23 protein-coding genes are annotated in these 25,546 nt (G+C 72.1%); 9 read left to right on the top strand and 14 right to left on the bottom strand.

Annotation, left to right across the window (positions count from 1 at the left end; translation table 11 throughout):
- The first annotated feature begins 8 nt into the window (after positions 1–8).
- The 7 genes from AB0C87_RS13390 to AB0C87_RS13360 all read left to right on the top strand — a co-directional run bounded on the left by AB0C87_RS13390 (position 9) and on the right by AB0C87_RS13360 (position 7,530).
- Positions 9–1,055: a LacI family DNA-binding transcriptional regulator gene (locus tag AB0C87_RS13390; protein ID WP_345177553.1), complete on the top strand. Its 1,047-nt coding sequence runs from the start codon at positions 9–11 to the stop codon at positions 1,053–1,055.
- Between the two features lie 177 nt (positions 1,056–1,232).
- Complete coding sequence (locus tag AB0C87_RS13385; RefSeq protein ID WP_345177556.1) at positions 1,233–2,531, top strand: extracellular solute-binding protein; 1,299 nt, start codon at positions 1,233–1,235, stop codon at positions 2,529–2,531.
- Positions 2,532–2,732: 201 nt separating this feature from the next.
- Positions 2,733–3,629 (top strand): sugar ABC transporter permease, encoded by an 897-nt coding sequence (locus AB0C87_RS13380; protein WP_360577846.1) that lies wholly within the window; start codon positions 2,733–2,735, stop codon positions 3,627–3,629.
- Positions 3,626–4,528 carry a carbohydrate ABC transporter permease gene (locus AB0C87_RS13375; RefSeq protein ID WP_345177558.1) on the top strand — a complete coding sequence of 301 codons (903 nt, stop codon included), beginning with the start codon at positions 3,626–3,628 and terminating at the stop codon, positions 4,526–4,528. Before AB0C87_RS13380 ends, AB0C87_RS13375 begins: the two co-directional genes overlap by 4 nt.
- Positions 4,525–5,949 carry a GH1 family beta-glucosidase gene (locus AB0C87_RS13370; protein ID WP_360577599.1) on the top strand — a complete coding sequence of 475 codons (1,425 nt, stop codon included), beginning with the start codon at positions 4,525–4,527 and terminating at the stop codon, positions 5,947–5,949. The genes AB0C87_RS13375 and AB0C87_RS13370 overlap by 4 nt, the downstream gene beginning before the upstream one ends.
- Positions 5,950–5,980: 31 nt before the next feature.
- The gene (locus AB0C87_RS13365; protein ID WP_345177565.1) at positions 5,981–6,991 is read left to right on the top strand and encodes a LacI family DNA-binding transcriptional regulator; all 1,011 of its coding nucleotides are present in this window, start codon (positions 5,981–5,983) and stop codon (positions 6,989–6,991) included.
- 56 nt (positions 6,992–7,047) lie between these two features.
- Complete coding sequence (locus AB0C87_RS13360; protein ID WP_345177568.1) at positions 7,048–7,530, top strand: nucleoside deaminase; 483 nt, start codon at positions 7,048–7,050, stop codon at positions 7,528–7,530.
- 18 nt (positions 7,531–7,548) lie between these two features.
- Here AB0C87_RS13360 and AB0C87_RS13355 read toward each other — a convergent pair whose 3' ends face one another.
- Complete coding sequence (locus AB0C87_RS13355; protein WP_360352957.1) at positions 7,549–7,872, bottom strand: hypothetical protein; 324 nt, start codon at positions 7,870–7,872, stop codon at positions 7,549–7,551.
- A gap of 70 nt (positions 7,873–7,942) precedes the next feature.
- Positions 7,943–8,335 (bottom strand): SSI family serine proteinase inhibitor, encoded by a 393-nt coding sequence (locus AB0C87_RS13350; RefSeq protein ID WP_360577597.1) that lies wholly within the window; start codon positions 8,333–8,335, stop codon positions 7,943–7,945.
- Between the two features lie 281 nt (positions 8,336–8,616).
- Between AB0C87_RS13350 and AB0C87_RS13345 the strand changes: the two genes are divergently transcribed.
- Positions 8,617–9,096 (top strand): nuclear transport factor 2 family protein, encoded by a 480-nt coding sequence (locus tag AB0C87_RS13345; RefSeq protein WP_360577595.1) that lies wholly within the window; start codon positions 8,617–8,619, stop codon positions 9,094–9,096.
- Here the strand turns inward: AB0C87_RS13345 and AB0C87_RS13340 are convergent.
- Positions 9,084–9,809, bottom strand: coding sequence for an SDR family NAD(P)-dependent oxidoreductase (locus AB0C87_RS13340; RefSeq protein WP_360577593.1), 726 nt, complete (start codon positions 9,807–9,809; stop codon positions 9,084–9,086). The genes AB0C87_RS13345 and AB0C87_RS13340 overlap by 13 nt on opposite strands.
- 104 nt (positions 9,810–9,913) lie before the next feature.
- On the opposite strand from AB0C87_RS13340, the gene AB0C87_RS13335 reads away from it, so the two are divergent.
- The gene (locus tag AB0C87_RS13335; protein WP_360577592.1) at positions 9,914–10,744 is read left to right on the top strand and encodes a helix-turn-helix transcriptional regulator; all 831 of its coding nucleotides are present in this window, start codon (positions 9,914–9,916) and stop codon (positions 10,742–10,744) included.
- A 27-nt stretch (positions 10,745–10,771) separates the two neighbouring features.
- On the opposite strand, the gene AB0C87_RS13330 is transcribed toward AB0C87_RS13335, so the two are convergent.
- The 11 genes from AB0C87_RS13330 to AB0C87_RS13280 form a co-directional block, all read right to left on the bottom strand.
- On the bottom strand, positions 10,772–13,759 hold the full coding sequence (locus tag AB0C87_RS13330; RefSeq protein ID WP_360577590.1) for a glycoside hydrolase family 3 C-terminal domain-containing protein: 2,988 nt from the start codon (positions 13,757–13,759) through the stop codon (positions 10,772–10,774).
- A gap of 106 nt (positions 13,760–13,865) precedes the next feature.
- Positions 13,866–14,873 (bottom strand): LacI family DNA-binding transcriptional regulator, encoded by a 1,008-nt coding sequence (locus tag AB0C87_RS13325; protein WP_345177581.1) that lies wholly within the window; start codon positions 14,871–14,873, stop codon positions 13,866–13,868.
- Between the two features lie 63 nt (positions 14,874–14,936).
- Positions 14,937–16,301: a GH1 family beta-glucosidase gene (locus AB0C87_RS13320; RefSeq protein ID WP_345177583.1), complete on the bottom strand. Its 1,365-nt coding sequence runs from the start codon at positions 16,299–16,301 to the stop codon at positions 14,937–14,939.
- Complete coding sequence (gene yicI, locus AB0C87_RS13315; protein WP_360577588.1) at positions 16,301–18,592, bottom strand: alpha-xylosidase; 2,292 nt, start codon at positions 18,590–18,592, stop codon at positions 16,301–16,303. Before yicI ends, AB0C87_RS13320 begins: the two co-directional genes overlap by 1 nt.
- A complete protein-coding gene (locus AB0C87_RS13310; RefSeq protein WP_345177588.1) occupies positions 18,592–19,485 on the bottom strand; it encodes a carbohydrate ABC transporter permease in 894 nt (297 codons plus the stop codon). Before AB0C87_RS13310 ends, yicI begins: the two co-directional genes overlap by 1 nt.
- The gene (locus tag AB0C87_RS13305) at positions 19,482–20,396 is read right to left on the bottom strand and encodes a sugar ABC transporter permease (RefSeq protein WP_360577586.1); all 915 of its coding nucleotides are present in this window, start codon (positions 20,394–20,396) and stop codon (positions 19,482–19,484) included. Before AB0C87_RS13305 ends, AB0C87_RS13310 begins: the two co-directional genes overlap by 4 nt.
- Positions 20,393–21,676 (bottom strand): extracellular solute-binding protein, encoded by a 1,284-nt coding sequence (locus tag AB0C87_RS13300; protein ID WP_345177594.1) that lies wholly within the window; start codon positions 21,674–21,676, stop codon positions 20,393–20,395. The genes AB0C87_RS13305 and AB0C87_RS13300 overlap by 4 nt, the downstream gene beginning before the upstream one ends.
- A gap of 314 nt (positions 21,677–21,990) precedes the next feature.
- Complete coding sequence (locus AB0C87_RS13295) at positions 21,991–23,349, bottom strand: cellulose binding domain-containing protein (protein ID WP_360577584.1); 1,359 nt, start codon at positions 23,347–23,349, stop codon at positions 21,991–21,993.
- Between the two features lie 20 nt (positions 23,350–23,369).
- Positions 23,370–24,161 carry a putative hydro-lyase gene (locus AB0C87_RS13290; protein ID WP_345177599.1) on the bottom strand — a complete coding sequence of 264 codons (792 nt, stop codon included), beginning with the start codon at positions 24,159–24,161 and terminating at the stop codon, positions 23,370–23,372.
- Positions 24,158–25,045, bottom strand: a complete 888-nt coding sequence (locus AB0C87_RS13285; RefSeq protein ID WP_353835927.1) for a 5-oxoprolinase/urea amidolyase family protein — start codon at positions 25,043–25,045, stop codon at positions 24,158–24,160. Before AB0C87_RS13285 ends, AB0C87_RS13290 begins: the two co-directional genes overlap by 4 nt.
- A 16-nt stretch (positions 25,046–25,061) precedes the next feature.
- The coding region (locus tag AB0C87_RS13280; protein WP_360577581.1) for a carboxyltransferase domain-containing protein at positions 25,062–25,546 on the bottom strand (485 nt) is incomplete at its 5' end.

Below are 25,546 nucleotides of genomic sequence, written 5' to 3'. Positions count from 1 at the left end.
TGAAACCTATGACGACGCGCCTGGCGGACATCGCGGCACACGCCGGGGTGAGCGAGGCGACGGTGAGCCGCGTGCTCAACGGCAAGCCGGGCGTGTCCCCGACCACGCGCCAGGCGGTGCTGACCGCTCTGGACGTGCTCGGATACGAGCGCCCGGCCCGGCTGCGCCAGCAGCGGGCCGGGCTGATCGGGCTGATCATCCCCGAGCTGACCAACCCGATCTTCCCGGCGTTCGCCGAGGTCATCGAGAGCGCGCTGGCCCGGCACGGGTACATGGCGGTGCTGTGCTCGCAGACGCCGGGCGGCGTCGCCGAGGACGACTACATCGAGATGCTGCTGGAGCGCGGCGTCGCCGGGATCATCTTCGTCAACGGCCTGCACGCCAACGCCAACTCCGACCGCGCCCGCTACGCGCGGCTGCTCGAACAGGCCCTGCCGATCGTCCTGGTCAACGGCTACCGCCCCGACATCGACGCGCCGTACGTCTCCAACGACGACGTGGCGTCGATGGAGGCGGTCGTCGCGCACCTGGCCGCAATGGGCCACCGCCGGATCGGCCTCGCGATCGGCCAGGACGTGTACGTGCCGACGCGGCGCAAGACCGAGGGGTTCCGGCGGGGGATGGCCGCGCACACCGGGCTCGCCCCGGACGAGGTGGACGAGCTGGTCGTCAACACCATGTACACGGTCGAGGGCGGGCAGGCGGCGGCCGCGAAGCTGCTCGACGCGGGCTGCACGGCGATCTGCGGCGGCAACGACATCATGGCGCTCGGCGCGATCCGGGCCGCCCGGTCGCGCGGCCTCCAGGTCCCCGAGGACGTGTCGGTGACGGGGATGGACGACTCGCCGCTCACCGCCTACCTCGACCCCCCGCTGACCACGGTCCGGCAGTCGGTGCGGGAGATGTCGATGGCCGCGGTGAGCACCGTCCTGGACGAGATCCGGGGCACCCGCGCGCCCCGCACCGAGCTGCTCTACCGGCCCGAACTCGTCGTCCGGCGGTCCACGGCCCCGGCCCCGGCGGCGGCCCGGCTGACCCCCGTCAAGGAGGGCTGACCCGGGCCTGACGGGGTGTCGGACCAGGCCTGACCCGGCTGCCGCGGGAGCCAGGTTCTTGTAACGGTTATGTTTCGGCACATTGACAGTGAGCCGGGTCACGGTCTTTCATCCGTGGGAGCGCTCCCACACCGATGCACCACCACAACCTGAGAGGGGTCCGCCATGAGGGCCATCATGCGGCGCGGACTGAGTACGGCGATGGCGGCGGTACTCGTCGGCGGCCTCGCCGTCGCGTGCGGCGGCGACGGCGACGACGACAAGGGAGGCTCCGACAGCGGGCCGGTCGAGCTGACCGTCGACGTCTTCGGCGAGCCGGGCTACGACGCGCTCTACAAGCAGTACGAGCAGTCCCACCCCAACGTGAAGATCAAGCAGCGCAAGGTCTCCACCCTGGACGAGTACAAGCCGCGCATCCAGCAGTGGATGGCGACCGGCAGCGGCGCGGGCGACGTCGTGATGCTGGAGGAGGGCATCCTGCCGCTCTACATGCAGCAGAAGGCCAAGTTCCTCAACCTGTTCGACTACGGCGGCAAGGACCTGGAGAAGAACTTCCTGCCGTGGAAGTGGCAGGCGGGCGTCACCCCCGACGGCAAGCAGCTCATCGGCCTCGGCACCGACGTCGGCCCCCTCGCCATGTGCTACCGCACGGACCTGTTCAAGAAGGCGGGCCTGCCCACCGACCGCGCCGAGGTCGGCAAGCTCTGGCCGACGTGGGACGCGTTCCTGTCCACGGGGCAGAAGTTCCAGGAGAAGGTGCCCGGCAGCAAGTGGCTGGACGGCCCCACCGCCGTGTTCCGCGCCACCGTCCTGCAGAACGCCGGCACCGGCCCGGGCTACAGCTTCTTCGACAAGAGCGAGAACCTCGTCTTCGACAGCAACCCGGCGGTCCGGCAGGCGTTCGACACGTCACTGAAGTTCGAGCAGAGCAAGCTCACCGCCGACATGTCGATCTTCACGCCGCCGTGGCAGACCGCTCTCAAGCGCGACACCTTCGCGACCCTGCCGTGCCCGTCCTGGATGCTCGGCGGCATCGAGGAGTTCTCCGGCAAGTCGGGTAAGGGCAAGTGGGACGTGGCCACCACGCCCGGCGGCTCCGGCTACTGGGGCGGCTCGTGGCTCGCGGTGCCCAAGCAGACCAAGCACGCCAAGGCCGCCGCCGAGCTCGCCGAGTTCCTGACCTCCCCCGAGGGCCAGGTCGGCGCGTTCAAGGCCGCGAACGTCTTCCCGTCCTCGCCGCAGGCCGCGCAGGACCCGGCGGTCGCGGGCGCCAAGAGCGCGTACTTCAACGACGCCCCGATCGGGCAGATCTTCGGGCAGCTGGTGGCCGCGGTGAAGCCGGTGCACCTCGGGCCGAAGAACGAGGACGTGCGCGCCGCGGTGGAGAACGTCCTGATCTCCGTGGGCCAGGGCCGGCAGAAGCCCGACCAGGCCTGGACCAAGTCCGTCGACGAGGCGAAGAAGGCCGCCAGGTAGCCGGCGGTCCCCCGACCACGGCGGCGGCGCCGGGCCGTACCTCCCCGCCGGCGCCGCCGCCGTTCCCCTCCCCCGCTTCGTCCCGTCCTCGGAAAGGAGGCGCACGACGTGACCACCGATCTGCGCCCCAGCCGGAACGGCCCGCCGGCGGCCTCGCCCGCGGCGGCGCGGCCGGAACCGGGCCGCACCTGGCGCGCACGGCTGGCCCGGCTCGACGTGAAGGGCGCCCCCTATGCCTTCATCTCGCCGTTCTACCTCGTCTTCCTGATCTTCGGCGCGTTCCCGCTCGTCTACACGCTCTGGGTCTCCCTGCACGACTGGGAGCTGGCGTCGGGGACCCGCAAGTTCGTCGGGCTCGACAACTACGACTACCTGCTGAGCGACGCCGACTTCTGGCACGCCACGGTCAACACCCTCGGGATCTTCGCCCTCTCGACCGTCCCGCAGCTGCTGATCGCCCTGCTGATCGCCAACACCCTGAACCGGCGGATGCGGCTGCCGACGCTGTTCCGGATCGGGATGGTCGCCCCGCTGGTCACCTCGACCGCCGCCGTCGCGATCGTGTTCACCCAGATGTTCGACAAGGACTGGGGCATGGTCAACTGGGCGATCGGGCTGGTCGGCATCGACCCGATCCACTGGTCGAGCAGCCGCGGCTGGTCCTGGGCGGCCATCGCGATGATGGTGGACTGGCGCTGGACCGGCTACAACGCGCTCATCTACCTGGCCGCCATGCAGGCGATCCCGAAGGACCTCTACGAGGCCGCGGCGATCGACGGCGCGTCCCGGCTCCGGCAGTTCTGGCAGATCACGGTGCCGATGCTGCGCCCCACCATCATCTTCACGGTGATCATCTCGACGATCGGCGGGCTCCAGCTGTTCACCGAGCCCGTGCTGTTCAGCGTCGGCACGCCGAACAAGATGGACGGCGGCCCGATGCACCAGTTCCAGACGATCACGATGTACATGTACGACAACGCGTTCGGCCATGACCGCTACGGCTACGGCGCGACGGTCGCCTGGGCGCTGTTCGTGATGATCATCGTGTTCTCCCTGATCAACTTCCAGGCCGTGCGCCGCACGGGAGGCACCAAGTGACCACGCTCCTCGCCGGCCCCGGTGGCCGGAACCCCGGCGGCCGGCGCGCCGCCGCGCATCCCGGCCGCTACCGCGGCCTGTGGAACGCCAGTCCGCTCACCTATCTCACGCTGGTCGTGGCGCTGGCCCTGTCGATCTTCCCGATCTACTGGATGATCATCGTGGCGACCCGCACGAACAGCGTGGTCGCCGACGTCCCGCCCCCGCTGCTGCCGGGCGGCCACGGCGGCGACAACGTCGGCCGGCTGTTCGACAACCCGGAGGCCTACTTCGCCAAGGGCCTGCTGAACTCCGCGATCGCCTCCGCGGCGGTGACGGTCTCCACGGTGTTCTTCGCCTCGCTGGCCGGGTTCGCGTTCGCCAAGCTGCGCTTCCGCGGCAAGAACGGGCTGCTGCTCACCATCATCGCCACGATGATGATCCCGGTGCAGATGGGCATCATCCCGCTCTACATGATCATGGTGAAGCTGGGCTGGCAGAACCACCTGCAGGCGGTCATCGTCCCGTTCCTGGTCACCGGGTTCGGGGTGTTCATGATGCGGCAGTACGCCGACCAGGCCGTCCCGGACGAGCTGATCGAGGCGGCCCGCGTCGACGGGTGCACCACGTTCGGCATCTACTGGCGGGTCGTGCTCCCCGCGCTGCGCCCCGCCGCGGGCGTCCTCGGGCTGTTCACGTTCATGCAGACCTGGAACGAGTTCATGTGGCCGCTGGCGGTGCTGAGCCCGGACAACCCGACGGTCCAGCTGTCCATCAACAACCTCGCGAACGCCTACTTCAAGGACTACACGCTCATGTTCGCCGGGACCAGCGTGGCGATCCTGCCGCTGCTCGTGGTGTTCATCGTTTTCGGCCGCCAGATCATCGGCGGGATCATGGAAGGTGCAGTGAAGGCGTGACCTCCCTCAAGGACGACACCAGCGCGGCTCCCGCCGCACCTTTCCCCACCGGCTTCCGCTGGGGGGCGGCCACCGCCGCCTACCAGATCGAGGGCGCCGCGGGCGAGGGCGGGCGCGGACCGTCCATCTGGGACACCTTCTGCCGCACGCCAGGCAAGGTCCTGCGCGGCGAGAACGGCGACGTCGCGGTGGACCACTACCACCGGTTCCCCGAGGACGTGGCCCTCATGTCCGACCTCGGGCTCACCGCGTACCGGTTCTCGATCTCCTGGCCGCGGGTGCAGCCGTCCGGGGCCGGGCCCTTCAACACCGAGGGCCTCGACTTCTACCGGCGGCTCGTGGACGCCCTGCTGGAGGCCGGCATCGAGCCGTGGCCGACGCTCTACCACTGGGACCTCCCGCAGCCGCTGGAGGACAAGGGCGGCTGGCCCGACCGGGACACCGCGCACCGGTTCGCCGAGTACGCCGACCACGTGCACGCGGCGCTCGGCGACCGCGTCGCGCAGTGGATGACGGTGAACGAGCCGTGGTGCGCGGCGTTCCTCGGCTACGCCTCCGGCGACCACGCGCCCGGACGCGTCGACCCGTCGGCGTCGCTGCTGGCCGCGCACCACCTGATGCTCGGCCACGGCCTGGCCGTCGAGGCGATGCGGGCCCGCCGCCCCGGCAACCGCTTCGGCGCCGCCGTCAACCTCTACGCGGTGTCGCCGGCGACCGGCGACCCGGCCGACGTCGACGCGGCGCGCCGGATCGACGGGCTGCAGAACCGGCTGTTCCTCGACCCGCTGCTGCTCGGCCGCTACCCCGAGGACGTCCTCGCCGACACGTCCCGCTACGGGTTCACCCCGCCCGACGCGGACCTGGCGGTCATCAACCAGCCGCTCGACCAGCTGGGCATCAACTACTACTCGCGGCACACCGTCGCGGGGACGCCCGGCGAGGCGGCGCAGACCGCGTCGTCGCCGTTCGCGACGAACTCCCCCTGGCCCGGCAGCGGCCACGTCCGGTTCGTGCCGGCCGGGCGCCCGGTCACCGGGATGGGCTGGGAGATCGACGAGCGCGGCCTGCACGAGGTGCTGACCCGGCTGCACCGCGAGTACCCGTCCGTCCCGCTCTACATCACCGAGAACGGCGCCGGCTACGACGAGGTCCCCACCGAGGATGGCACGGTCCAAGACGCGGGCCGCATCGCCTACCTCGACGCGCACCTGCGGGCGTGCCACGACGCCATCTCCGAAGGGGTGCCGCTGCGGGGCTATTTCACATGGTCGCTGCTGGATAATTTCGAATGGGCTTGGGGCTACTCCAAGCGTTTCGGGCTGGTCCACGTCGATTACGCCACGCAGCGCCGGGTGCCCAAGGAGAGCGCACGGTGGTACGCCGGAGTGATCCGGCGGGGCGGGCTGCCCGAGCGGGGCTGACCCGGGCGACGGCACGGACGAAGGGGGCCAGATGACGGGCAGGAGCACGCGCCCGACCCTGGAGGAGGTCGCGGCGCGGGCCGGCGTGGGCCGCGGCACGGTGTCCCGGGTGGTCAACGGCTCGCCGCGGGTCAGCCCGCAGGCCCGCGAGGCGGTGCTGAAGGCGATCGAGGAGCTCGGGTACGTGCCGAACCGCGCGGCCCGCACCCTCGTCACCCGCCGCACCGACACCGTGGCCCTGGTCGTCGCCGAGTCCGACCAGCGGCTGTTCGGCGAGCCGTACTTCGCCGGGATCATCCGCGGGATCAGCAACGGCCTCGCCGACACCGGCCTGCAACTCCTGCTCGCCCTCGCCCGCTCCCCCGCCGAGTACGGCCGGCTGGAGGACTACCTCACCACCCAGCACGTGGACGGGGTGCTCCTCACCTCCCTGCACGCCGAGGACCCGCTGCCCGCGAAGCTGGAGGCCAACGGGGTGCCGACCGTCCTCGGCGGCCGCCCGCCCGGCCTGCACCCGGTCAGCTACGTCGACGTCGACAACCGCAGCGGCGCCCGCGAGGCCGTCGGCCACCTCATCGCGGGCGGCCGGCGGCGCATCGCGACCATCGCCGGCCCCCAGGACATGGGGGTCGGCATCGACCGGCTGGCCGGCTACCGGGAGGCGCTCGCCGAGGCGGGGCTGCCCGAGTACGTCGAGTACGGCGACTTCGGCGAGGCCAGCGGCATCACCGCGGCGGAGCGGCTGCTGGCCGCCGAGCCGTCCCTGGACGCGGTGTTCGCCGCCGACGACCCGATGGCGCTCGGCGCGCTGCGGGTCCTGCACCGCAGCGGGCGCAGCGTCCCCGGCGACGTCGCGGTGATCGGCTTCGACGACTCGGCCGCCGCCCCGCTGGCCGACCCGCCGCTCAGCACCGTCCACCAGTCGCCGGAGGAGATGGGCCGGGAGATGGCCCGGCTGCTGGTCTCCCGGATCCGCGGCGAAACCGTCGCCGACCCGGTCGTCATTCTGCGCCCCCACCTGGTGCTACGCGATTCCGCGTGAGAACCTCGGCTCCGCGCTTATGATCGTTCGAGTCGTCCCGGGCAAGGAGCACAGACATGGCCTACGAACCGACCGCCGCCGAGCGCGTCCACCTCGACCGCTGCGTGGAACTCGCGCGGGAGGCGCTGGAGGCGTCCGACGAGCCCTTCGGGACCGTGCTCGTGTCGGCGTCCGGCGAGGTCCTGTTCGAGGACCGCAACCGCACCGCGGACGGCGACCAGACCCGCCACCCCGAGTTCGAGGTCGCGCGGTGGGCGGCGAACAACATGGCGCCGGACGAGCGCGCGACCGCCACCGTGTTCACCTCCGGCGAGCACTGCCCGATGTGCTCGGCCGCGCACGCCTGGGTCGGCCTCGGCCGCATCGTCTACATCATGTCGTCCCGCCAGCTCGTGGCCCTGCGCACCGAGCTCGGCGCCGCGCCCGGGCCGGTCAGCGCCCTCCCGGTCCAGGAGGTGGCGCCGGGCGTCCCGGTGGACGGCCCGGTCGCCGCCCTCGAAGCGACGATGCGCGAGCTGCACACGCGCGCCTCCGCCTGAGGGCGGCGGTTCCGGGGCTCACCGCCCGGTCAGCGCCTCCAGCCGGTCGACGGCGCCGCGCCAGTCGGAGGGGAGCCAGCACCGGGTCGCCCGGTGCCCGCGGTAGGTGAGCGTGTAGGTGAAGTGGTCGGCCACCTGGCACCCCTCGGACGAGGACTCGGTGGTGACGACGCGGCTCAGCGCGTCCTTCAGACCGCGCATCTCCTCCGCGCCAAGCGCGATCCTCTCGTCATTGACGAGCGCCGTTCCCGCCATGTTCACCGTCACTTTCTGGTGAATTCCAGCGAATCCTCCTGAACGTTCGTAGGCGACCAGCACGTCCGGCCCGGTGTGAGCGAGCATGGGCATCTCCTTTTGCGCGGGCCGCCGGACAGCACCCCGCTCCCCATTCCGGCGGCCCGCAGATCGTGAGTTACTCGCTGAAAAGGATTCCACCGGTGGCGCGCACGGCGAGGCACCGGTTCGCATACGTCCGCGCGAAATGCCGGCCGGATCCGTGCCAGACGCCGTTCGCGATCACCGTGACGGGCGCGTGCTCCAGCGTGCAGGCGGTCGGCCGCGCCGGAACGCGCCCGACCTCGCCGTCGACGGCTTCGAGCTGGTCACAGGCCTGGGACGCGGCGGCGTGCGTCCCTCCGTCCGGGTCGCACCACAGGGTCCGCGTGGCGACGGGACCGCTCTGCGGCATCACCGTGAGCAGGTAGACGCCGGCCGGGCCGTCCGCCCGGGCCGGCACGGCCGGGGCGGTCATCGCCATTCCGGCCAGAACGGCCGCCCACCGGAAACGGGCACGCGACATGTGCATGTCTTCCTCCCTGGATCGCCCACCGCGATCTGCGGCAATGGCCGGCGGGGCATCGAATTGTGGTGGATGTCCCGCCGCATCCAGACATTAGGTGCCACAAACTCCCTCGAACAAGGCCGATCTACGTCCCCAACCGGCCACCCGTTCATTCTTAAATCACGTCTGCCCGAATGTGCAATGCCGATAACTGGTGAATTGCCCGCCGGGTGTGCTATTCGCGCCGTCCCGTCCACCGGGACTCCGCCCGCCGCGCCGCGCGGGCCGTGGGCCAGGATCGGGCCATGCCCGCCGACCAGCCCAGCCACCAGGCCATCGCCAACCTCGTCTTCCGCTACGCCGCGTGCGTCGACGGCGCGGACTTCGCGGGCATCCGCGACCTGTTCGCCGACGCCTCGTTCACCGGCAGCGGCGGCACCATAAGCGGCGGCGAGGCGATCGCGGCGATGTTCGAGCGGACCGTGATCGTCCACGCCGACGGCACCCTCGGCACCAAGCACGTCACCACGAACCTGGCCGTCGAGGTGGACGAGGAGGCGGGCACGGCGACGTCCAAGGCGTACTACACCGTCCTCCAGGCCGTCCCGGGCCTCCCTCTCCAGCCCATCGCCTGCGGCACCTACGACGACGCCTTCGCCCGCACCGGCGGCCGCTGGCACTTCACCGCACGCCGCATCACCCTCGACCTGGCCGGCGACCTGACCCACCACCTCCGCCGCCCCGAGAACCTCCCGTCCCGCACTTCGCCACCTCACCAGGGATAGGTGCCGCCGTTCTCGTTGAGGAAGACGCCCGTCGTCTCCTCCGCGAACTGCCTGGCTATGTGGGCTCCGCCCTCCTCCGCGCTCAGCACGCCCGTGTGGCCGTTGAGGTCGGTGGCACAGAAGCCGGGCGAAAGCGCGTTGACCCGGATCCCGGAGTCCCGGAGGGCGTGGGCGTAGATGAGCGTGACGGCGTTGAGCGCCGCCTTGGACGAGTTGTAACCCAGGAGCGTCGCGTACCGGGCGAACCCTTCGTCCGGATCGCTCAGGAAGGCGAAGGTCCCGAGCCCGCTGGAGACGTTCCCGACGTAGCCGGACGGCGACCTGCGCAGCAGCGGCAGCATGGCGTTGGTGACGGCGACGACGCCGAACACGTTGGTCTCGTAGACCTCGCGCAGGTCGTCGACGGGCATCTCGCCCGGCGGGCGGCCCCCGTCCCGGGTGGTGACGGCGTTGTTCACCAGGACGTCGAGGCGGCCGTACTCGGCGTCGACCAGTTCCGCGGCCGCCGCGATCGTCGCCGGATCCGTCACGTCCAGCCGGACGTACCGGACGTCGAGCCCCTGCTCGGCCAGGCTCGCGGCGGCGGCCGTCCCGCGGCCCTCGTCCCTCGCGCCCAGCAGCACCGTGTGCCCGTCCCGCGCCATCGCGCCGGCGGTCGCGAAGCCGATGCCCTTGTTGGCGCCCGTGATGAGAACGATCAGTTTGGTCGTCATGGGACGCAACCCTGGCCTCCCGCCGCCGCGGGCGGGAGAGCACCGCCGAGGCTGGTACCGGCGGTCCCATGGTGGCCGCGCGGCCGGGCGGTCACACTGGAGCCATGCAGCACGGGGACCGGGCGGAACTGGCCGCCTTCCTGCGGCGGCGACGGGCGCGGATGCAGCCGTCCGAGGTCGGGCTGGAGCGGGGACGCCGCCGCACGCCCGGCCTTCGCCGCCAGGAGGTCGCGAATCTCGCCGGGATGTCGGTGGACTACTACGTCCGCCTCGAACAGGGCCGGGGGCCGCGGCCGTCGCGGCAGATGCTCGCCGCGCTCGGGCGGGCGCTGCGGCTGACCGACGACGAGCGGTCCCATCTCCACTACCTGGCCGGCGAGGTGCCCGCGCCGCCTCCGGCGCCGGTGCGCGAGGTGCGGCCGGGCCTGCTGCACCTGCTCGAACGGCTCGCCGACACCCCCGCGCTCGTCTGCGACGCCAAGTACGACGTCCTCGCCTGGAACCCCATGGCCGCCGCCCTGTTCGGCGACTTCTCCGCTGTTCCGGAAGACGAGCGCAACGTCGTCTGGCGCTTCTTCGCCCGCCCGCAGGCCCGTGACCGCCTTGATCCCGGCGACGCCCGCCGGTTCGCCCGCGAGGCCGTGGCCGATCTGCGCGCGGTGGCCGGCCGGTACCCGCGCGACCCCGGGGTGCGCTCGCTCGTCGAACGGCTGCTGACCGCCAGTCCCGAGTTCCGGGCGCTGTGGGCCGAGGGCGACGTCCGGCTCCGGCGCTCGACGCGCAAGCTCATCCGGCACCCGGTGGCGGGCCTGCTCGACCTCCAGTGCGAGGCTCTGCACGACCCGAGCCGCGACCAGTGGACCGTCTTCTACACCGCCGCCCCCGGGTCCCCCACCTCCGACGCCCTCCGGGCGCTGAGGGGCGCGAACCTGTGAGGTCGCGCCCCTCGCGCCAGGAGTGGGTCAGGGGGTCAGGGAGAAGGTGCTCAGGCGGGTCTCGCCCTTGAAGACCAGGTAGACGTCGCGGTTTCCGCGGGCTCCGGCCAGGGGTGCGGTGATCTCCTTGTAGGTGTAGGCGTCGGCGGTGGACGGGACGGTGAGGGTTCCGGCGCGGGGGCCGTCCGGACGGTCGAGGCGGACCTCGACGGTGGTCGCGGAGGTTCCCGCCACGCGGGCGGTGACGCGTCCCGCGGACGAACCGAGGGCGGCGTCCGCGAACTTCAGCCACGAGCCGGACGCGCCGGCCACCGCGTCCCCGGACGCCTTCGTCTCGTCGACCAGGCTGATGCCGTTCTGATCGTCGAAGTCGGCGGCCCGGGTCGGCTCGGCGAGGTCGCGGGCGGGGATCGTCTCGCCGCGCACGTCGAGGACCGCCCGCCGCCGGATGTCGGTGGACGAGGAGCCGATGAGCAGGTCGTGCTCCGACTTCTCGACCGCCCACCTGCCGCGGGTCACGTCCCAGACGGCGAGGTCGGACGCGTTCAGCCGGAGTCGCGCCGTCACCGTCCGCCCCGGGGCCACGTGGACCTTGGCGAAGGCGCGCAGCCTCTTCACCGGCTGCTTCACCCGCGACTTCCGCTGGTGCGTGTAGAGCTGGACGACCTCGTCCCCGGCCTTCTCACCGGTGTTGGTGACCGGGACGGTGACGGTCACCGTGCCGTCGCGTCCGATGGAGCGGGCGCTGAGCCGCGGCTCGCCGTACCGGAACGTGGTGTAGGACAGGCCGTGGCCGAACGGGTAGAGCGGCTTGCCCTTGAAGTACTGGTACGTCCGGTCGGACTTGATGATGTCGTAGTCGAGGATGTCGGGCAGGTCCGCGCCGGAGCGGTACCAGGTCTGCGGGAGCTTGCCCGAGGGGCTCTCGTCGCCGAACAGGAGGGACGCCAGGGCGTTGCCCGTCTCGGCTCCGGCGTGGCTCGTCCACAGGATCGCGGGGACGTTCTCCTGCTCCCAGTCGAGCGTCGTCGGATAGCTGTTCTCCACCACGACGACCGTGTTCGGGTTCGCCCTGCGGACGGCCTTGACGAGCTCGGACTGCCCTTCGGCGAGCGCCATCGTGGTGCGGTCGTGGTCCTCGCGGCCGTTGATGAACGGCATGCTGCCGACCACGACGACGGCGGCTCCGGCGCCCGTCACGGCCTTGACCGCCGAGTCCACGCCGCTGCTGACGACGTCCTTGGAGAAGCGGGACGCCTCGGCCTTCGTGGTGAGGGCGAGCGTTCCGTCGTCCTGCGCCTTCACATAGGTCTTCGCCGGGTCGGCCCAGTCATAGGCCTTCTCGTAGCCGGCGTAGCGGAGCAGGTAGTCGCCGCCGTCCTGCTTCTCCAGCGCGAACATCTGCTGGACGAACCAGCCGTTCGGCTGGTCCTGGTCATTGGCGAAGGTCTCGCCCCAGTTGTGGCGGCCGACCGTCTTGCCGTTGGCGGCGCTGCGCAAGGTCACGATGCCCTGGCCCCAGTCGAACACGTCGAACTGCGTCGTGGCGTCGGAGGACGAGGCGGGCCCGGTCCTCAGGACCGCGCCGGAGCCGGTTCCCCCGGCGATGTACTTGCCGGTCTTCACGTCCTTGAGGGCGATGCGGTCGACGCCCTCGCTGGAGGCCACCGCGCCGGCGCGCTTCCTGATGCCGTCCAGCGGCGTGACCTCGTAGGGCAGCGAGCCGGAGTACCAGTCGGTGTAGAGGGTGTTCGACAGGGGCCCCACGACCGCGACCTTCTGCCGCGAGAGCGGCAGCGTGCCGCGCTGGTTCTTCAGCAGCACCATCTGCTCCGCGGCGGCGGTGCGGGCCAGCGCCCGGTGCGCGGGGCTGTCCACCGCGTCCTTGGTGATCTTGGCGTAGGGGCCGCCGTCCGGGTCGAACTCGCCGAGCCGCACCCGGACGCTCAGGATGTGCCCCGCCGCGCGGTCGATGTCGGACTCGGCGAGCAGCCCGCGTGACAGTGCCTGCTTGACCGCGTTCACGGTGATGGCCGAGTTCGTGTCGTCGGTGGTGAGGCTGTCCACGCCCGCCTTGAGGATCGCCGCGTCGCCGGTGGCCAGGTCGGGGTGGTACTTCTGGGAGCCGACGAGGTTGTTGGGGGCGCCCGCGTCGGTGACGTTGAACAGCGTCCGGTCCGACCAGGAGCGGACGAGCCCGCCGGCGTCGGGGGTGACCGTGGCGGGACGGCCGTTGACGAGGTTGTAGGACGTCATGATCCCGGTCGCGGCGTCGCGGGCGAGCGGCATCTGGAACGGGACCTCGTCGTACTCCCGGCGCACCCGCGGCGGCAGGCTGGAGGACGTCTGGTCGCGGCGGACCTCGTTGTTGTTGGCCATGTAGTGCTTGAGGACCGGCGCCGCCTTGAGGCGCTCGGGGTCGTCGCCCTGCATGCCGCGGCCGTAGGCGGTGGCGAGCAGGCCGGTGAGCAGCGGGTCCTCGGAGTAGCCCTCCTCGTTGCGCCCCCAGCGGGGGTCGCGGAGCAGGTTCACGACCGGCGCCCACAGCTGCAGGCCCCAGACGTCGGGGTTCTCGCTGTTGTACCCGCGGGCCTCGTCGCCGACGGCCGAGCCGATCCGCTTCATCAGGGCCGGGTCCCAGGTCGCGCCGAGCCCGACCGACTGCGGGAACACGGTCCCCTTGGCGGTCACGACGGCGCCGCCGTCGTGGACGTCGGTGGACCACGCGACCCCGTGCAGCGCCTCGGTGCCGGTCTTGAACCGGCCGATGCCGAGCCGCGGGATCGCGGGCTGGTACTGGTGCAGCAGCGAGATCTTCTCGTCGAGCGTCAGCCGCCCGACCAGGTCGTCCACGCGGGCCTGGACGGGCAGTCCCGGGTCGCGGAACGGGTAGGACTCGCGGGCGGCGGCGGGCGCCGTCCACGCGAGGGGGGCCGCCAGCGCGGCGGCGAGGACGAGGGTCAGCGACCGGTTGCGCCGGCCGGGGGAACGGGGATCGCGACGGAATCTGGGCAACGGTTCTCCTTCTGGAAGATCCCCCGAGCGGTGTGTCGAAGCGCTTCGATAACGGGCCGGGCGACGGCCCCTCTCCTCCTTCGGCAGAGTGGCGGGATTCGGCCTCTCAGCGGGGCGCGGGCGCGCTGCTGGCCCGCGGGGTCAGGGTGGGCGGAAGCAGGGTCGCGGCGGGCACGGGCACGCCGTCGAGCTTGGACATCAGCAGTTCCACGGCGCGCCCGCCGACCTCCTCGGCGGGGATCGCCACCGACGTCAGGGGCGGCTCGGCGTGCTCGGCCATCTCGTCCGGGCACAGCGCGACGACGGACACGTCCTCGGGGACGCGCCGGCCGGCCGCGCGCAGCGCCCGCACCACGGGGCCGACGACCGGCTCGTTGTGGACGAGGACGCCGGTGAGACCGGGGCGCTCGGCGAGCAGCCGGGCGACGAGCGCGCGGGCCGCGTCCGCGGTCGCCTCGCACGGGTGGACCTCCCCGGTCAGCCCGTGCTCGCCGACCGCGGCGGCGAACCCGTCGGCGACCCGCTGGGCGTAGCCGGTCTGCCGCGCGTACACCTCCGGCGGCGAGCCGATCAGCGCGATCTCCCGGTGGCCGAGCCCGGCGAGGTGCTCGACGCAGACCGCCCCGGCCGCGTGGAAGTCGAGGTCGATGCAGGTGAGGTCGCCCGCGTCGGCGGGGAAGCCGATGAGCACGCTCGGCCGGTCCAGGGAGCGCAGCAGCGGCAGCCGCGGGTCCCTCATCTGCACGTCCATGACGATCAGCGCGTCGACCAGGGCGCTGTCGGCGACGCGCCGCAGGCCGTCCTCGCCCTCCTCCTGGGTGAGCAGCAGGACGTCGTGGTCGTGGCGGCGCGCGGCGGTGACGACGGAGACGGCGAACTGCATGACCACGGGCACGGCGATGCCGGAGCGCAGCGGGATCATCAGCGCCAGCACGTTGGAGCGGCTGCTGGCGAGCGCGCGGGCGCCCGCGTGCGGCCGGTAGCCGAGCTCGCGGATGCTCTCCCGGACGCGCCGCCGGGTCTCCTCGGAGATCGAGCGCTTCCCGCTCAGCACGTAGGAGACCGTGCTCGGCGACACCCCCGCGTGCCGCGCCACGTCAGTGATCTTGACCACGGACCGTCCCGTCGTGCTCGAAGCGGTTCAGAGTGCGAATGATCGTAACCCCGCGCGCGGGCCTCACGAGGGGCGGCGGGCGATGGCGTCGCGGTACCAGTGGGCGCTGTCCTTCCAGGTGCGGTCGCCGGTGGCGTAGTCGACGTGGACGAGGCCGAAGCGCTTGGAGTAGCCGTAGGCCCACTCGAAGTTGTCCAGCAGCGACCAGGCGAAGTAGCCGCGGACGTCGGCGCCCGCCTTGCACGCCCTCTCGACCGCGGCGATGTGGTCGCGCAGGTAGGCGATGCGGCGGTCGTCCCGGACGCGGCCGTCCCCGTCGACCGCGTCGTCGAACGCGGCGCCGTTCTCGGTGACCATCAGCGGCGTGTCCGGGTACTCGCGGTGCAGCCGCAGGAGGAGCTCCTCCATGCCGGTCGCGTCGATCGGCCAGCCCATCTCGGTGGAGGGGCCGGGCTGTTCGGCGAACTCGACGGCGTCGCAGCCGACGAACGGGCTGGCCGCGCCCCTGCGATGGCCGTCCGCGTGGGCGCGCGGCGCGGCGCCGTCCCAGTCCCGGACGAGGGTGGGCGAGTAGTAGTTGACGCCCAGCACGTCGAGCGGCGCGGCGATGATGTCCGCGTCCCCGTCGCGCAGGAAGCCCCAGTCGGTGAGGGACGCCGTGTCCTCCAGCAGGTCGGCGGGGTAGCCCCTGCCCAGCATCGGGTCGAGGAACACGCGGTTGGCGACGGCGTCCACCCGGCGGACCGCCTCCGCGTCGCCGCGCAGGTGGTGCAGGTTCAGCGTGACCGAGTGCCGCGCGGACGGCGACACCACGCCGCGCAGCGCGCGGACCGCCAGGCCGTGCGCGAGGTTCAGATGGTGCGCGGCGGTCAGCGCGGCGACCGGGTCGGCGCGGCCGGGGGCGTGCACGCCGGACGCGTAGCCGAGGAACGCCGAGCACCACGGCTCGTTCAGCGTGGTCCAGGTGTGGACGCGGTCGCCGAGGACGCGCCCGACGCGCTCGGCGTAGTCGGCGAACCGGCGGGGCGTGTCGCGGTCCGGCCAGCCGCCGGCGTCCTCCAGGGACTGCGGCAGGTCCCAGTGGTAGAGCGTCGCGACCGGGGCGATGCCGTGGTCGAGCAGCGCGTCGACCAGGCGGGAGTAGAAGTCCATGCCCTTCGGGCTGGGCCTCCCGTCCGGCAGGACCCGCGACCATGAGAGGGAGAACCGGTAGGCGCCGATGCCGAGCTCGGCCATCGTCGCGACGTCCTCCTCCCAGCGGTGGTAGTGGTCCGTGGCGACGTCGCCGGTGTCGCCGTTCAGGACCTTGCCGGGGGTGTGGCTGAACGTGTCCCAGATGGACGGCGCGCGGCCGTCCTCCTGGGCCGCGCCCTCGATCTGGTAGGCGGCGGTGGCCGCTCCCCACAGGAACCCTTCCGGGAACCCCATCAGCTCTCCTCTTCCATGGTGACGACCACTTCGCCACCGATCGCCCTGACGAGGACGCCGTGCGGATGGTCCGACGGCTCTCCGCCCTCGACCGCGGCCACGCGCGCGTTGACGAGAAGGACGTTCCATGTCCCCTCGCCGGTCACGCGCAGGTTTTCACCGTTTCTCACCGTGGTGAAAACGGTGTCGCCGACCTGGGTGACGACGGTGGCCCCGTCGGCGGGCTCGTAGACGCGCAACGTGACGCCGTCAGCATGGTCGTAGTCGGGACGGTCGTCCACCGCTCCCTCGGGAAAGACCGCACCCGGACGGACGAGCAGCGGCACGCTGTCGAACCCGTGCCGTTCGCGGACCCAGCGGCCGCCCGCGACCCGCTCGCCGGTGAGGTAGTGCGTCCACACGCCCTCCGGCACGTAGTAGGCGACCTCCCCGCCGGAGGAGAACACCGGCGCGACGAGCAGATCGTCGCCGAGCATGTACTGGCGTTCCAGATGCGTGCAGGCGGGGTCGTCCGGGAAGTCGACGACCATCGCGCGCATCATCGGCAGCCCTTCCCCGTGCGCCTGGCGGGCCGCGCCGGCCAGGTAGGGCATCAGCCGCATCTTCAGGCGGGTGAAGTACCGCAGGACGTCCACCGACTCCTCGTCGAACAGCCACGGCACCCGGTAGGAATGGCTGCCGTGCAGGCGGCTGTGCGAGGACAGCAGCCCGAACGCGATCCACCGCTTGAACAGCGCCGGATCGGGCGTCCCCTCGAAGCCGCCGATGTCGTGGCTCCAGTAGCCGAACCCCGACATGCCCAGGGAGAGGCCGCCGCGAAGGCTCTCCCCCATCGCCTCGAACGTCGACTCGGCGTCGCCGCCCCAGTGCACCGGGAAACGCTGCCCGCCGGTCGTGGCGGACCGGGCGAACACCACCGCCTCACCCTCGCCGCGCTTCTTGCGGAGCAGGTCGAAGACGGTCTGGTTGTAGAGATAGGTGTAGTAGTTGTGCGCCCGCTCCGGGTCGGATCCGTCGTGGTAGACGACGTCGGTGGGGATGCGCTCGCCGAAGTCGGTCTTGAAGCAGTCGACGCCCATGTCGAGCAGCGCTTCCAGCTTCCCCGCGTACCAGTCCCGCGCCTCGGGGTTGGTGAAGTCGACGACGGCCAGGCCGGGCTGCCACTTGTCCCACTGCCACACGTCCCCGTCCGGCCGCACCAGCAGATAGCCGCGCGAGCGCCCCTCCTCGAACAGCGGCGAGCGCTGCCCGATGTAGGGGTTGATCCAGACGCAGATCCGCAGGCCGCGGTCCCGCAGCCGGCGCAGCATCCCCTCCGGGTCGGGGAACACCCGCGGGTCCCACTCGAAATCGCACCACTGGAACTCGCGCATCCAGAAGCAGTCGAAGTGGAAGACGCTGAGCGGCAGGTCGCGCGACGCCATCCCCTCGATGAACGAGGTGACGGTGTCCTCGTCGTAGGAGGTCGTGAACGAGGTCGACAGCCACAGCCCGAACGACCAGTCGGGCAGCCGCGCGGGCCGTCCGGTGAGCGCCGTGTACTTGCGGAGGATCTCCTTCGGCGACGGCCCGTAGATGACGAAGTAGCGCATCGACTGGCCCTCGACGCTGAACTGCGTCCGGGCGACGGCCTCCGACGCCACCTCGAACGAGACCCGCCCGGGATGGTCGACGAAGACGCCGTACCCCGCGTTGGTCAGGTAGAACGGCACGTTCTTGTACGCCTGCTCGCTCGCCGTCCCGCCGTCGGCGTTCCACACGTCCACGGCCTGGCCGTTCTTCACCAGCGGCCCGAACCGTTCCCCGAGCCCGTAGACGAAGTGGTCGACGCCCAGGTCGAGCTGCTCCCGCACGTAGTGGCGGCCGTCGTCGGTGTCGATGACGGCCTGCGCCTTGGGCGCGCTCCCGGTCAGGCGGCGCCCGTCCGCGAGGAAGTCGACGCCCCACTCCCCCTTACGCCCGACCCGGACCGACAGGGCCCCGGACGTCAGCGTCGCCGCCTCCTCGTCCACGGACACCTCCCCCGTGGGGTCGGCGGCCAGCTCGAAGTCCGGGCCGCGGCGCCTCTCCCCCGCGAAGTGGGTGAGGGTGACGCCGATGACGTCCGGCATCGGCGACTCGCACGTCACCGTCACCACCGGCCCCTTGAGCAGGTCGCCCCGGTGCCGGATCCGCTGCACCGGCGCGTGCACCGTGAACGCGCCCGGCCCGGCGTCCACGTCGAGGACCTCCACCGGATGCGACGCCCGCACACCTTCGCGCAGCATCCAGTAGCCGTCGCTGAACTTCATTACTTGACAGCCCCCGCCGTAAGTCCGCGCGCAAGGGTGCGCTGGAAGATGAGGAAGAACGCGACGGTCGGCAGGAGGCCGAGGAGCGACGCGGCGCTGGACATGGTGGCGTCCATGAGGCGCTGCCCCTGCAGCACGCCGAGGGCGACCGAGACCGTCTGGTTCTCGTTGGAGATGAGGAAGACCATGGGGATCAGGAACTCGTTCCAGGTCCACACGAAGAAGAACACGAGCAGGACCGACATGGTCGGCCGGACGACCGGGACGACGACCCGCCACAGCACCTGCCACCGGCCGGCGCCGTCGATCCGCGCCGCCTCCAGCAGCGGGCGCGGGAACGCCGCCATCACCGACGACAGCAGGTACGTGCCGAACGCGCTCTGGATGACCGTGAACACGATGATCACGCTGATCCTGGTGTCGTACAGGCCGACCTGCTTCGACATGTAGTACAGCGGGTAGACGAGCGCCTCCTGCGGCAGCGTGTTGGCCAGCAGCAGCACGGCCAGCACCCACATCCGCCCCTTGATCCGGCCGATGCCGAGCGCGTAGGCGTTGAGCACCGACAGCAGCACGGCGAGGACGGCGACGGAGCCGCTGATGACCGCGCTGTTCAGCAGGACGTGCCCGAAGTCGACGCGCTCCCAGAACTGCCGCACCCCGTCCAGGTGGAACCCGTCGGGAGGGGACAGCGGGCCGCTCGACGAGTACTCCTGCGGCGTCTTCAGCGCGTTGAAGACCACCACGACGAACGGGATCAGCATCACGCCCGCGAGCGCGACCAGCGCCACCAGCACCGCGTAGGCGGACGGGCCGCGGCGGCGGGCCCGGCGGGGCGCGCCCCGCCGGTCGCGCGGCGGCGCGCCCGTCTTCCTCGTCAGCGTCGCGGTCATCGCCCCTCCCCCAGGTCACGGCCCTGCAGGCGCAGGAAGACGACGGTCAGCGCGACGATGACCAGCGTCAGCACGGTCGCGATCGCCGAGCCGTAGCCGACGTCGGACTTCTCGAAGAAGTTGACCCAGGAGTAGTAGGACGGCACGTTCGTCGCCCCGCCCGGGCCGCCCTTGGTCAGCACGAAGATCTGCGGGAAGGCCTTCAGCGCGGCGATCGTCGTCCACAGCAGCACGACGAAGATCTCCGGCCGGATCTGCGGGACCGTGATGTGCCGGAACCGGCGGCCCCACGAGGCGCCGTCGATCTCGGCCGCCTCGTACAGCGAGGGGTCCACCCGCTGCAGACCCGACATGAAGATCACCAGCGGGAAGCCGATCTGCATCCAGACCATGACGCCGACGACGCTCCACAGGGCGGTGGCCGGGTCGCCGAGCCAGTCGTGCGCGAGGGAGCCGAGGCCCACGGCGTCCAGGAACGCGTTGACCGCGCCGTTCTCCGGGGCCAGCAGCCAGCTCCACACCACGCCCGCGATGACGACCGGCAGCACCTGCGGCAGGTAGACGCAGGCGCGCAGGACGCTCGCGGCGCGCGGCCCGAAGTGCCGGTCGACCAGGTCGGTCAGGGCCGCGGCCAGCACCAGGCCGATCAGCGTCGGAACGATCGCCATCCCGACGATGATCAGGACGTTGTGCCGGAACGAGGCCCAGAACTCCCCGTCCTTCACGAGCTCGCGGTAGTTGCCGAGCCCGATCCACTCCGGGGTGCCGACGCCCGTCCACTCGGTGAAGCTCGTCCCGATGTTCATCAGGAACGGCACCCCGATGACGGCGGTGAACAGGAGCAGGCCGGGGAGCAGGTAGGGCACGTAGCCCCACTGCTCCCGCGACCGGCCGCGGCCTGGCGTCGTCACTTCGGCAGGCCGCCGTCGTAGGTCTTCTGGATGCCGCCGAGGACCTCGCCCGGCGCCGCGCCGTTCATGAGCTTCTGCGTCTGCGCCACCCAGGCGTCGTAGAAGCCGGCGACCGGCCAGTCCGGGTAGTAGGCGAGCCCGTCGGAGCGGGACAGCCCGTCGAAGTCGGCGATGAGCTTCTTGGCCTTGGCGTCGGTGATGGCGGCCGGGTCCGCCGCGACCGGCACGCCGCCCGCGTTGCCGAGGGTGGTCTGCGCCTGCTTCTTCATCGTGATGTCGATGAAGTCGTAGGCGAGCTGCTTGTTCTCCGACCCCTTGGGGACGACCCAGAGGTTGCCGCCCGAGCCGAGCGTCATCTTGGCGCCGGGCCAGACGGCGGTCTCCCAGTCGAACTTCGCCTCAGCGGCGACCCGGCCGAACCACCAGCTCCCGGAGAACATCATGGGGAACTTGCCGCTCATGAACGCGACGCCCGCGTCCTCCGCCTTGAGGCTGACGGAGTTCTTGGCGATGTAGCCCTTCTTCACCCAGTCGGCGAAGGTGGTCGCCCCGTAGGTCCAGGCGGCGTCGTTGAAGTTCGTCTTGCCGGTGTAGCGCTGGAAGGCGTCCACCCAGGCGCGGTCGGCCTTGTCCAGGGCGAGCTGGTAGACGAACTGGTGCGCCATGTACTCGGCGCCCGCGTTGGTCATCGGCGTGACGCCCTTCGCGACGAACTCGTCCATCGCGGCGGTCAGCTCGGCGAACGTCCTCGGGATCTCGACGTCGTTCTTCTTGAACAGGTCCTTGTTGTAGTAGACCTGCACGTACTCCGCATAGTCCGGAACGCCGTACCATTTGTCGCCGCCCATCGTGCCCTTGGCGTCGTACTTGGCGGTGACCTGGACGTTCGGGCTGATCAGCTTGTCCCAGCCCCGCTTGGTGACCTCGGGGGTGAGATCGGTGAGCAGACCCTGCCTGGAGAGCAGGCCGGCGGTCGCGTTGCCCTTGTTGTACTCCATGACGTCGGGGGCGTCCTTGGAGTTCAGCACCATGGGCGCGGTCTTCTGGATCTGCTCGAAGCCCTTCTCCTCGAACTTCACCTTGACGCCCGGGTGGGTGGCCTCGAACTCCTTGACCGCCTCGTCCCACGCCTTGCCCATGGCGCTGTCCGGGGCCTCGTAGTGCCAGAGCTTCAGCTCCTTGCCGCCGGAGCCGCCGTCGTCGCCGCCGCACGCGGTGAGCGACAGCGCCGCCGCGGCAAGGGCGGCGAGCACCGCCGCGCTCCTGCCTGCCTTGATCATGGGTCTTCCTCCGGGGTGGGACCGAGCGCCTGTCGAAGCGCTTCGATTGCGGGGATGCTAAGCCCTCACTCGGCCGCGACACAATAGGACGGCCTACACCAATTCGGCTACGAGCCCACTGACCTGCGCCGACGACTTGGGAGCGCTCCCATAGCGCTGAGGGCGATCGCGTCCGAAGGCAGGTTCGAGCGGAGCGAGAACCTGATCGCGCAGCGAGCCGCCAGGCGAGACGGAGCGATGCCAGCGATCGCCGCGTTTGTCGACGATGGAGGGCCGCCAGGCCCGAAGGAGGAGATAAATGCAATGAACACTGCTCAGTTACGGCACTCGGCGCCGTTCAGGGTGAATCGCGAGGGGGTTCCGTTGGCGCCGTCCTGGCTCCCGAGGAAGCCGAACTCGGCCGCCCCGTGCGGCGGGATCGACCGGTTCCACTCCGCCGCCGTCACCGTGACGGACGTACCGTCCTGCGACCTGCTGCCGTTCCACAGCTGGGTGATCGACTGGCCGTCCGGGAAGGCGAAGCCCAGGGTCCAGCCGTCGATCGCGCCGTCTCCGAGGTTGGTGATGCGGACGGTGGCCTGGAAGCCCCGCGGCCACGTCCCGTCGACGCGGTAGGACACCGAGCACGCGGTCGCCGCGGCCGTCGTCCGGCCCGCCGGAGGCGTCGACGGCGGTCTCGCACCGGCCCGGTCAGAGGAGCCGGGCGCCAGGGCGGCCAGCAGCGCGGCCAGCGCGGTCAGCGCCCCGGCCGCGACCCCGGCGACCAGCAGCGGCCGCCGCGCGGGCCCTCGCCGGGACGGTCCGGGGTCGTCCAGGACGCGGGTCGGGTTCCGCGGCCGGTCCGGCGGCGGAGGGTCCGCGGGGGCGGCGGCGCCGGGCACCTGGAGCCGGACGCCCGAGGCGCCGGACAGGACACGGGCCGCTTCGGCGGCGGTGGGGCGCGCACCGGGGTCCGGGGACAGGCAGCCGCGGCAGAGGGCGGCGACCTCGTCCGGTGTGCCCTTCCGGAAGGCGGACGAGGGCGTGGGCGGCGCTCCGGTCAGGCACTCGTGCAGGACGACGCCCAGGGAGTAGACGTCGGCCGCCGGGGTCGGCGGCGTCCCGCTCACCAGTTCGGGCGCCATGTAGGCGGGCGTGCCCATCACCGGTCCGCCCGCCGTGCCGGTGAACGCGATGCCGAAGTCGAGGACCTTCACCTCGACCGGGGTGAGGTAGACGTTGCCGGGCTTGATGTGGCGGTGCACGATGCCGGCGTCATGGGCGGCGGCCAGGGCGTCGGCGACCCGGGCGCAGATCCCGGCCGCCTCGCGCCAGGGCAGCGGGCCGCGCGCCAGGCGCACGGCCAGGCTCTCCCCGTCCAGCAGCTCCATGACCACGTACGGGATCCGGCGCGGCTCGCGCCACGGGGCCCCCTCCGAGCCGACGCGGTGCTCGCCGTAGTCGTACACGCCGGTGACGCCCGGGTGGGTCAGGGCCGCGGCGGCCTGCGCCTCCTGGCGCAGGCGCCGCGAGAACTCCTCGGGCCCGCCGTCCTTGGGGACCTTGACCGCGACGGCGCGGTCGAGGACGGTGTCGACCGCGCGCCAGACGGTCGCCATGCCGCCGGAGCCGAGAGGCCGCTCGATGCGGTAGCGCCCCCCGAGGCGTTCGCCCGGGGCGATGATCTCGGGCATGGACGAAGCCTATGCCGGACTCAGGGAACGAGGTACCGGCTGTCGCGCGCGTCGGTGATCGCCATGTGGCCGGGGGCGTGCCCGATGGCGAGCTTGGGGCGGGAGGCCATCACCGCCGCCTGCGGGGTCACACCGCAGGCCCAGAACACCGGGATCTCGTCCACGCGGATCTCGACCGGGTCGCCGAAGTCCGGCGCGGACAGGTCGTCGATGCCGAGCTCGACGGGGTCGCCGACGTGCACGGGCGCGCCGTGGACGGAGGGGTACCGGGACGTCACGCGCACGGCGTCGGCCACCTGCGCGGCGGGGACGGGGCGCATGGAGACGACGAGCGGGCCGCCGAACTCGCCGGCGCGGCGGCACATCCGGTTCGTCCGGTACATCGGGACGTTGCTGTTCTGCTCGATGTGCCGGACGGGCACGCCGGCCTCGCGGAGCGCGTCCTCGAAGGTGAAGCTGCACCCGATGAGGAACGAGACAAGGTCCTCGCGCCAGTGGGCGGTCACGTCGTTCGTCTCGGCGACCGGCACTCCGTGCTCGTAGACGACGTAGCCGGGCAGGTCGGTGCGCAGGTCCCCGGCGAACAGCGGGGAGGAGGTCTCGCCGGGCTCGGTCACGTCCAGGACGGGGCACGGCTTGGGGTTGCGCTGCGCGAACAGCAGCAGGTCGAAGGCGTACTCGCGCGGCACGGCGATGAGGTTCGCCTGCGTCCAGCCGGCGCACCAGCCGGACGTGGGAACGCGCAGGCCGGCGCGGAACAGGGCCCTCGCCTGGTCCGGCGTGAGCGCGCCCGGGTCGAGGGGTGCGGTCATGTTTCCTCCCGGAGGTTCGGTGCGGGGTGCGGCCGGAACCGGAGCCGCTGGCCGGGGCGGGCCTGGGCGGCGCGGCCGACGTCGGCGGAGGCGACCACCGCGATCACGGGGTAGCCGCCGGTGAGCGGGTGGTCGGCGAGGAACAGCACGGGCCGCCCGGACGGCGGGACCTGCAGCGCCCCGGTGACCGTCCCCTCGCTGGGCAGCTCGCCGCGCCCGGCGTGCTCCAGCTCCGGCCCGTCCAGGCGCATGCCGACGCGGTCGATCTCGCTGGTCACCGTGTAGGCGGCGGAGAAGAGCGCCGCGAGCGCGCCGGGGGCGAACCAGTCGTGGCGCGGGCCGGGCATCGCGCGCAGCACGATGTCGCCGCCGCGCGGGGGCGCGACGGGCGCGGCGTCCAGGAGCGGCGCCGCGGCGGGCGGCGGGCCGACGGGCAGCAGGTCGCCGGGCTTGAGCGGGGCGGGGCCGAGGCCGGAGAGCGTGTCGGTGGAGCGGGACCCGAGGACGGGCGGGACGGCGACGCCGCCGCGCACGGCCAGGTAGCTGCGCAGCCCGGAGGTGGGCACGCCCATCCGCAGTTCGGCGCCGTCCGGGACGTGGAAGACCGAGTAGGGAGCCTCGGGGCGGCCGTCCACCAGCAGCGGGGCGGGCGCGCCGGTCACCGCGGCGAACACGCCGCCGCGGCAGCGCACGTGCAGGCCGCCGAAGGTTACCTCGACCGCGGCCTCCTCCTCGGGGTTGCCGAGCAGCCGGTTGGCGAGGCGGAACGAGCCCGGGTCCGCGGCGCCCGACACCCCCACGCCGAGCGCCGCGTGACCCGAGCGGCCCAGGTCCTGGACTGTCGCCAGGGGTCCTGTGCGGAGAACGTCCAGAGCGCGCTTCATGGTTCCCGCCGGGGCTTCACGATTTCCTCCGGACGAAGCGGACCCGCGTTCCCGGGCGCAGGAGGGCGGGCGGGTCGCGTTCGAGGTCCCACAGGACGGCCTCCGTGCGTCCGATGAGCTGCCAGCCGCCCGGGGACTCGACCGGGTAGACGCCGCTGAAGCGCCCGGCCAGGCCGACCGCGCCCGCCGGGACGCGGACGCGGGGCGTGGCGCGGCGCGGGACGTCCAGCCGCGGGTCGCCGCCCTCCAGGTAGCCGAATCCGGGCGCGAACCCGGTGAACGCGACCCGCCACGGGGTCCCGGTGTGGGCGGCGACGACCTCGTCCGGGGCGAGCCCGGTGAGGCGGGCGACCTCGGCGAGGTCGGCGCCGTCGTAGACGACGGGGATCTCGGCCTCGCCGGCGTCGCCGCCCGCCGTGCCCGGCCGGCGGGGGCGCACCGCGGCGGCGGCGGCGGGCGGGGCGGGGGGTGGTGCCCCGAACTCGCCGATACCGGTGGCGA

This window comes from Actinomadura sp. NPDC048021, assembly GCF_040653135.1.
GTDB lineage: Bacteria > Actinomycetota > Actinomycetes > Streptosporangiales > Streptosporangiaceae > Spirillospora > Spirillospora verrucosospora.
The sequence above is the reverse complement of the archived record's forward strand: the minus strand, read 5'-3'. Positions and strand labels throughout refer to the sequence as shown.

Coding starts and splice junctions, on each gene's coding strand:
- AB0C87_RS13390 (WP_345177553.1), top strand. CDS start 9: ATGACGACGCGCCTGGCGGACATCGCGGCACACGCCGGGGTGAGCGAG.
- AB0C87_RS13385 (WP_345177556.1), top strand. CDS start 1,233: ATGCGGCGCGGACTGAGTACGGCGATGGCGGCGGTACTCGTCGGCGGC.
- AB0C87_RS13365 (WP_345177565.1), top strand. CDS start 5,981: ATGACGGGCAGGAGCACGCGCCCGACCCTGGAGGAGGTCGCGGCGCGG.
- AB0C87_RS13360 (WP_345177568.1), top strand. CDS start 7,048: ATGGCCTACGAACCGACCGCCGCCGAGCGCGTCCACCTCGACCGCTGC.
- AB0C87_RS13355 (WP_360352957.1), bottom strand. CDS start 7,872: ATGCTCGCTCACACCGGGCCGGACGTGCTGGTCGCCTACGAACGTTCA.
- AB0C87_RS13350 (WP_360577597.1), bottom strand. CDS start 8,335: ATGCACATGTCGCGTGCCCGTTTCCGGTGGGCGGCCGTTCTGGCCGGA.
- AB0C87_RS13345 (WP_360577595.1), top strand. CDS start 8,617: ATGCCCGCCGACCAGCCCAGCCACCAGGCCATCGCCAACCTCGTCTTC.
- AB0C87_RS13340 (WP_360577593.1), bottom strand. CDS start 9,809: ATGACGACCAAACTGATCGTTCTCATCACGGGCGCCAACAAGGGCATC.
- AB0C87_RS13335 (WP_360577592.1), top strand. CDS start 9,914: ATGCAGCACGGGGACCGGGCGGAACTGGCCGCCTTCCTGCGGCGGCGA.
- AB0C87_RS13320 (WP_345177583.1), bottom strand. CDS start 16,301: ATGGGGTTCCCGGAAGGGTTCCTGTGGGGAGCGGCCACCGCCGCCTAC.
- yicI (WP_360577588.1), bottom strand. CDS start 18,592: ATGAAGTTCAGCGACGGCTACTGGATGCTGCGCGAAGGTGTGCGGGCG.
- AB0C87_RS13310 (WP_345177588.1), bottom strand. CDS start 19,485: ATGACCGCGACGCTGACGAGGAAGACGGGCGCGCCGCCGCGCGACCGG.
- AB0C87_RS13300 (WP_345177594.1), bottom strand. CDS start 21,676: ATGATCAAGGCAGGCAGGAGCGCGGCGGTGCTCGCCGCCCTTGCCGCG.
- AB0C87_RS13295 (WP_360577584.1), bottom strand. CDS start 23,349: ATGCCCGAGATCATCGCCCCGGGCGAACGCCTCGGGGGGCGCTACCGC.
- AB0C87_RS13290 (WP_345177599.1), bottom strand. CDS start 24,161: ATGACCGCACCCCTCGACCCGGGCGCGCTCACGCCGGACCAGGCGAGG.
- AB0C87_RS13285 (WP_353835927.1), bottom strand. CDS start 25,045: ATGAAGCGCGCTCTGGACGTTCTCCGCACAGGACCCCTGGCGACAGTC.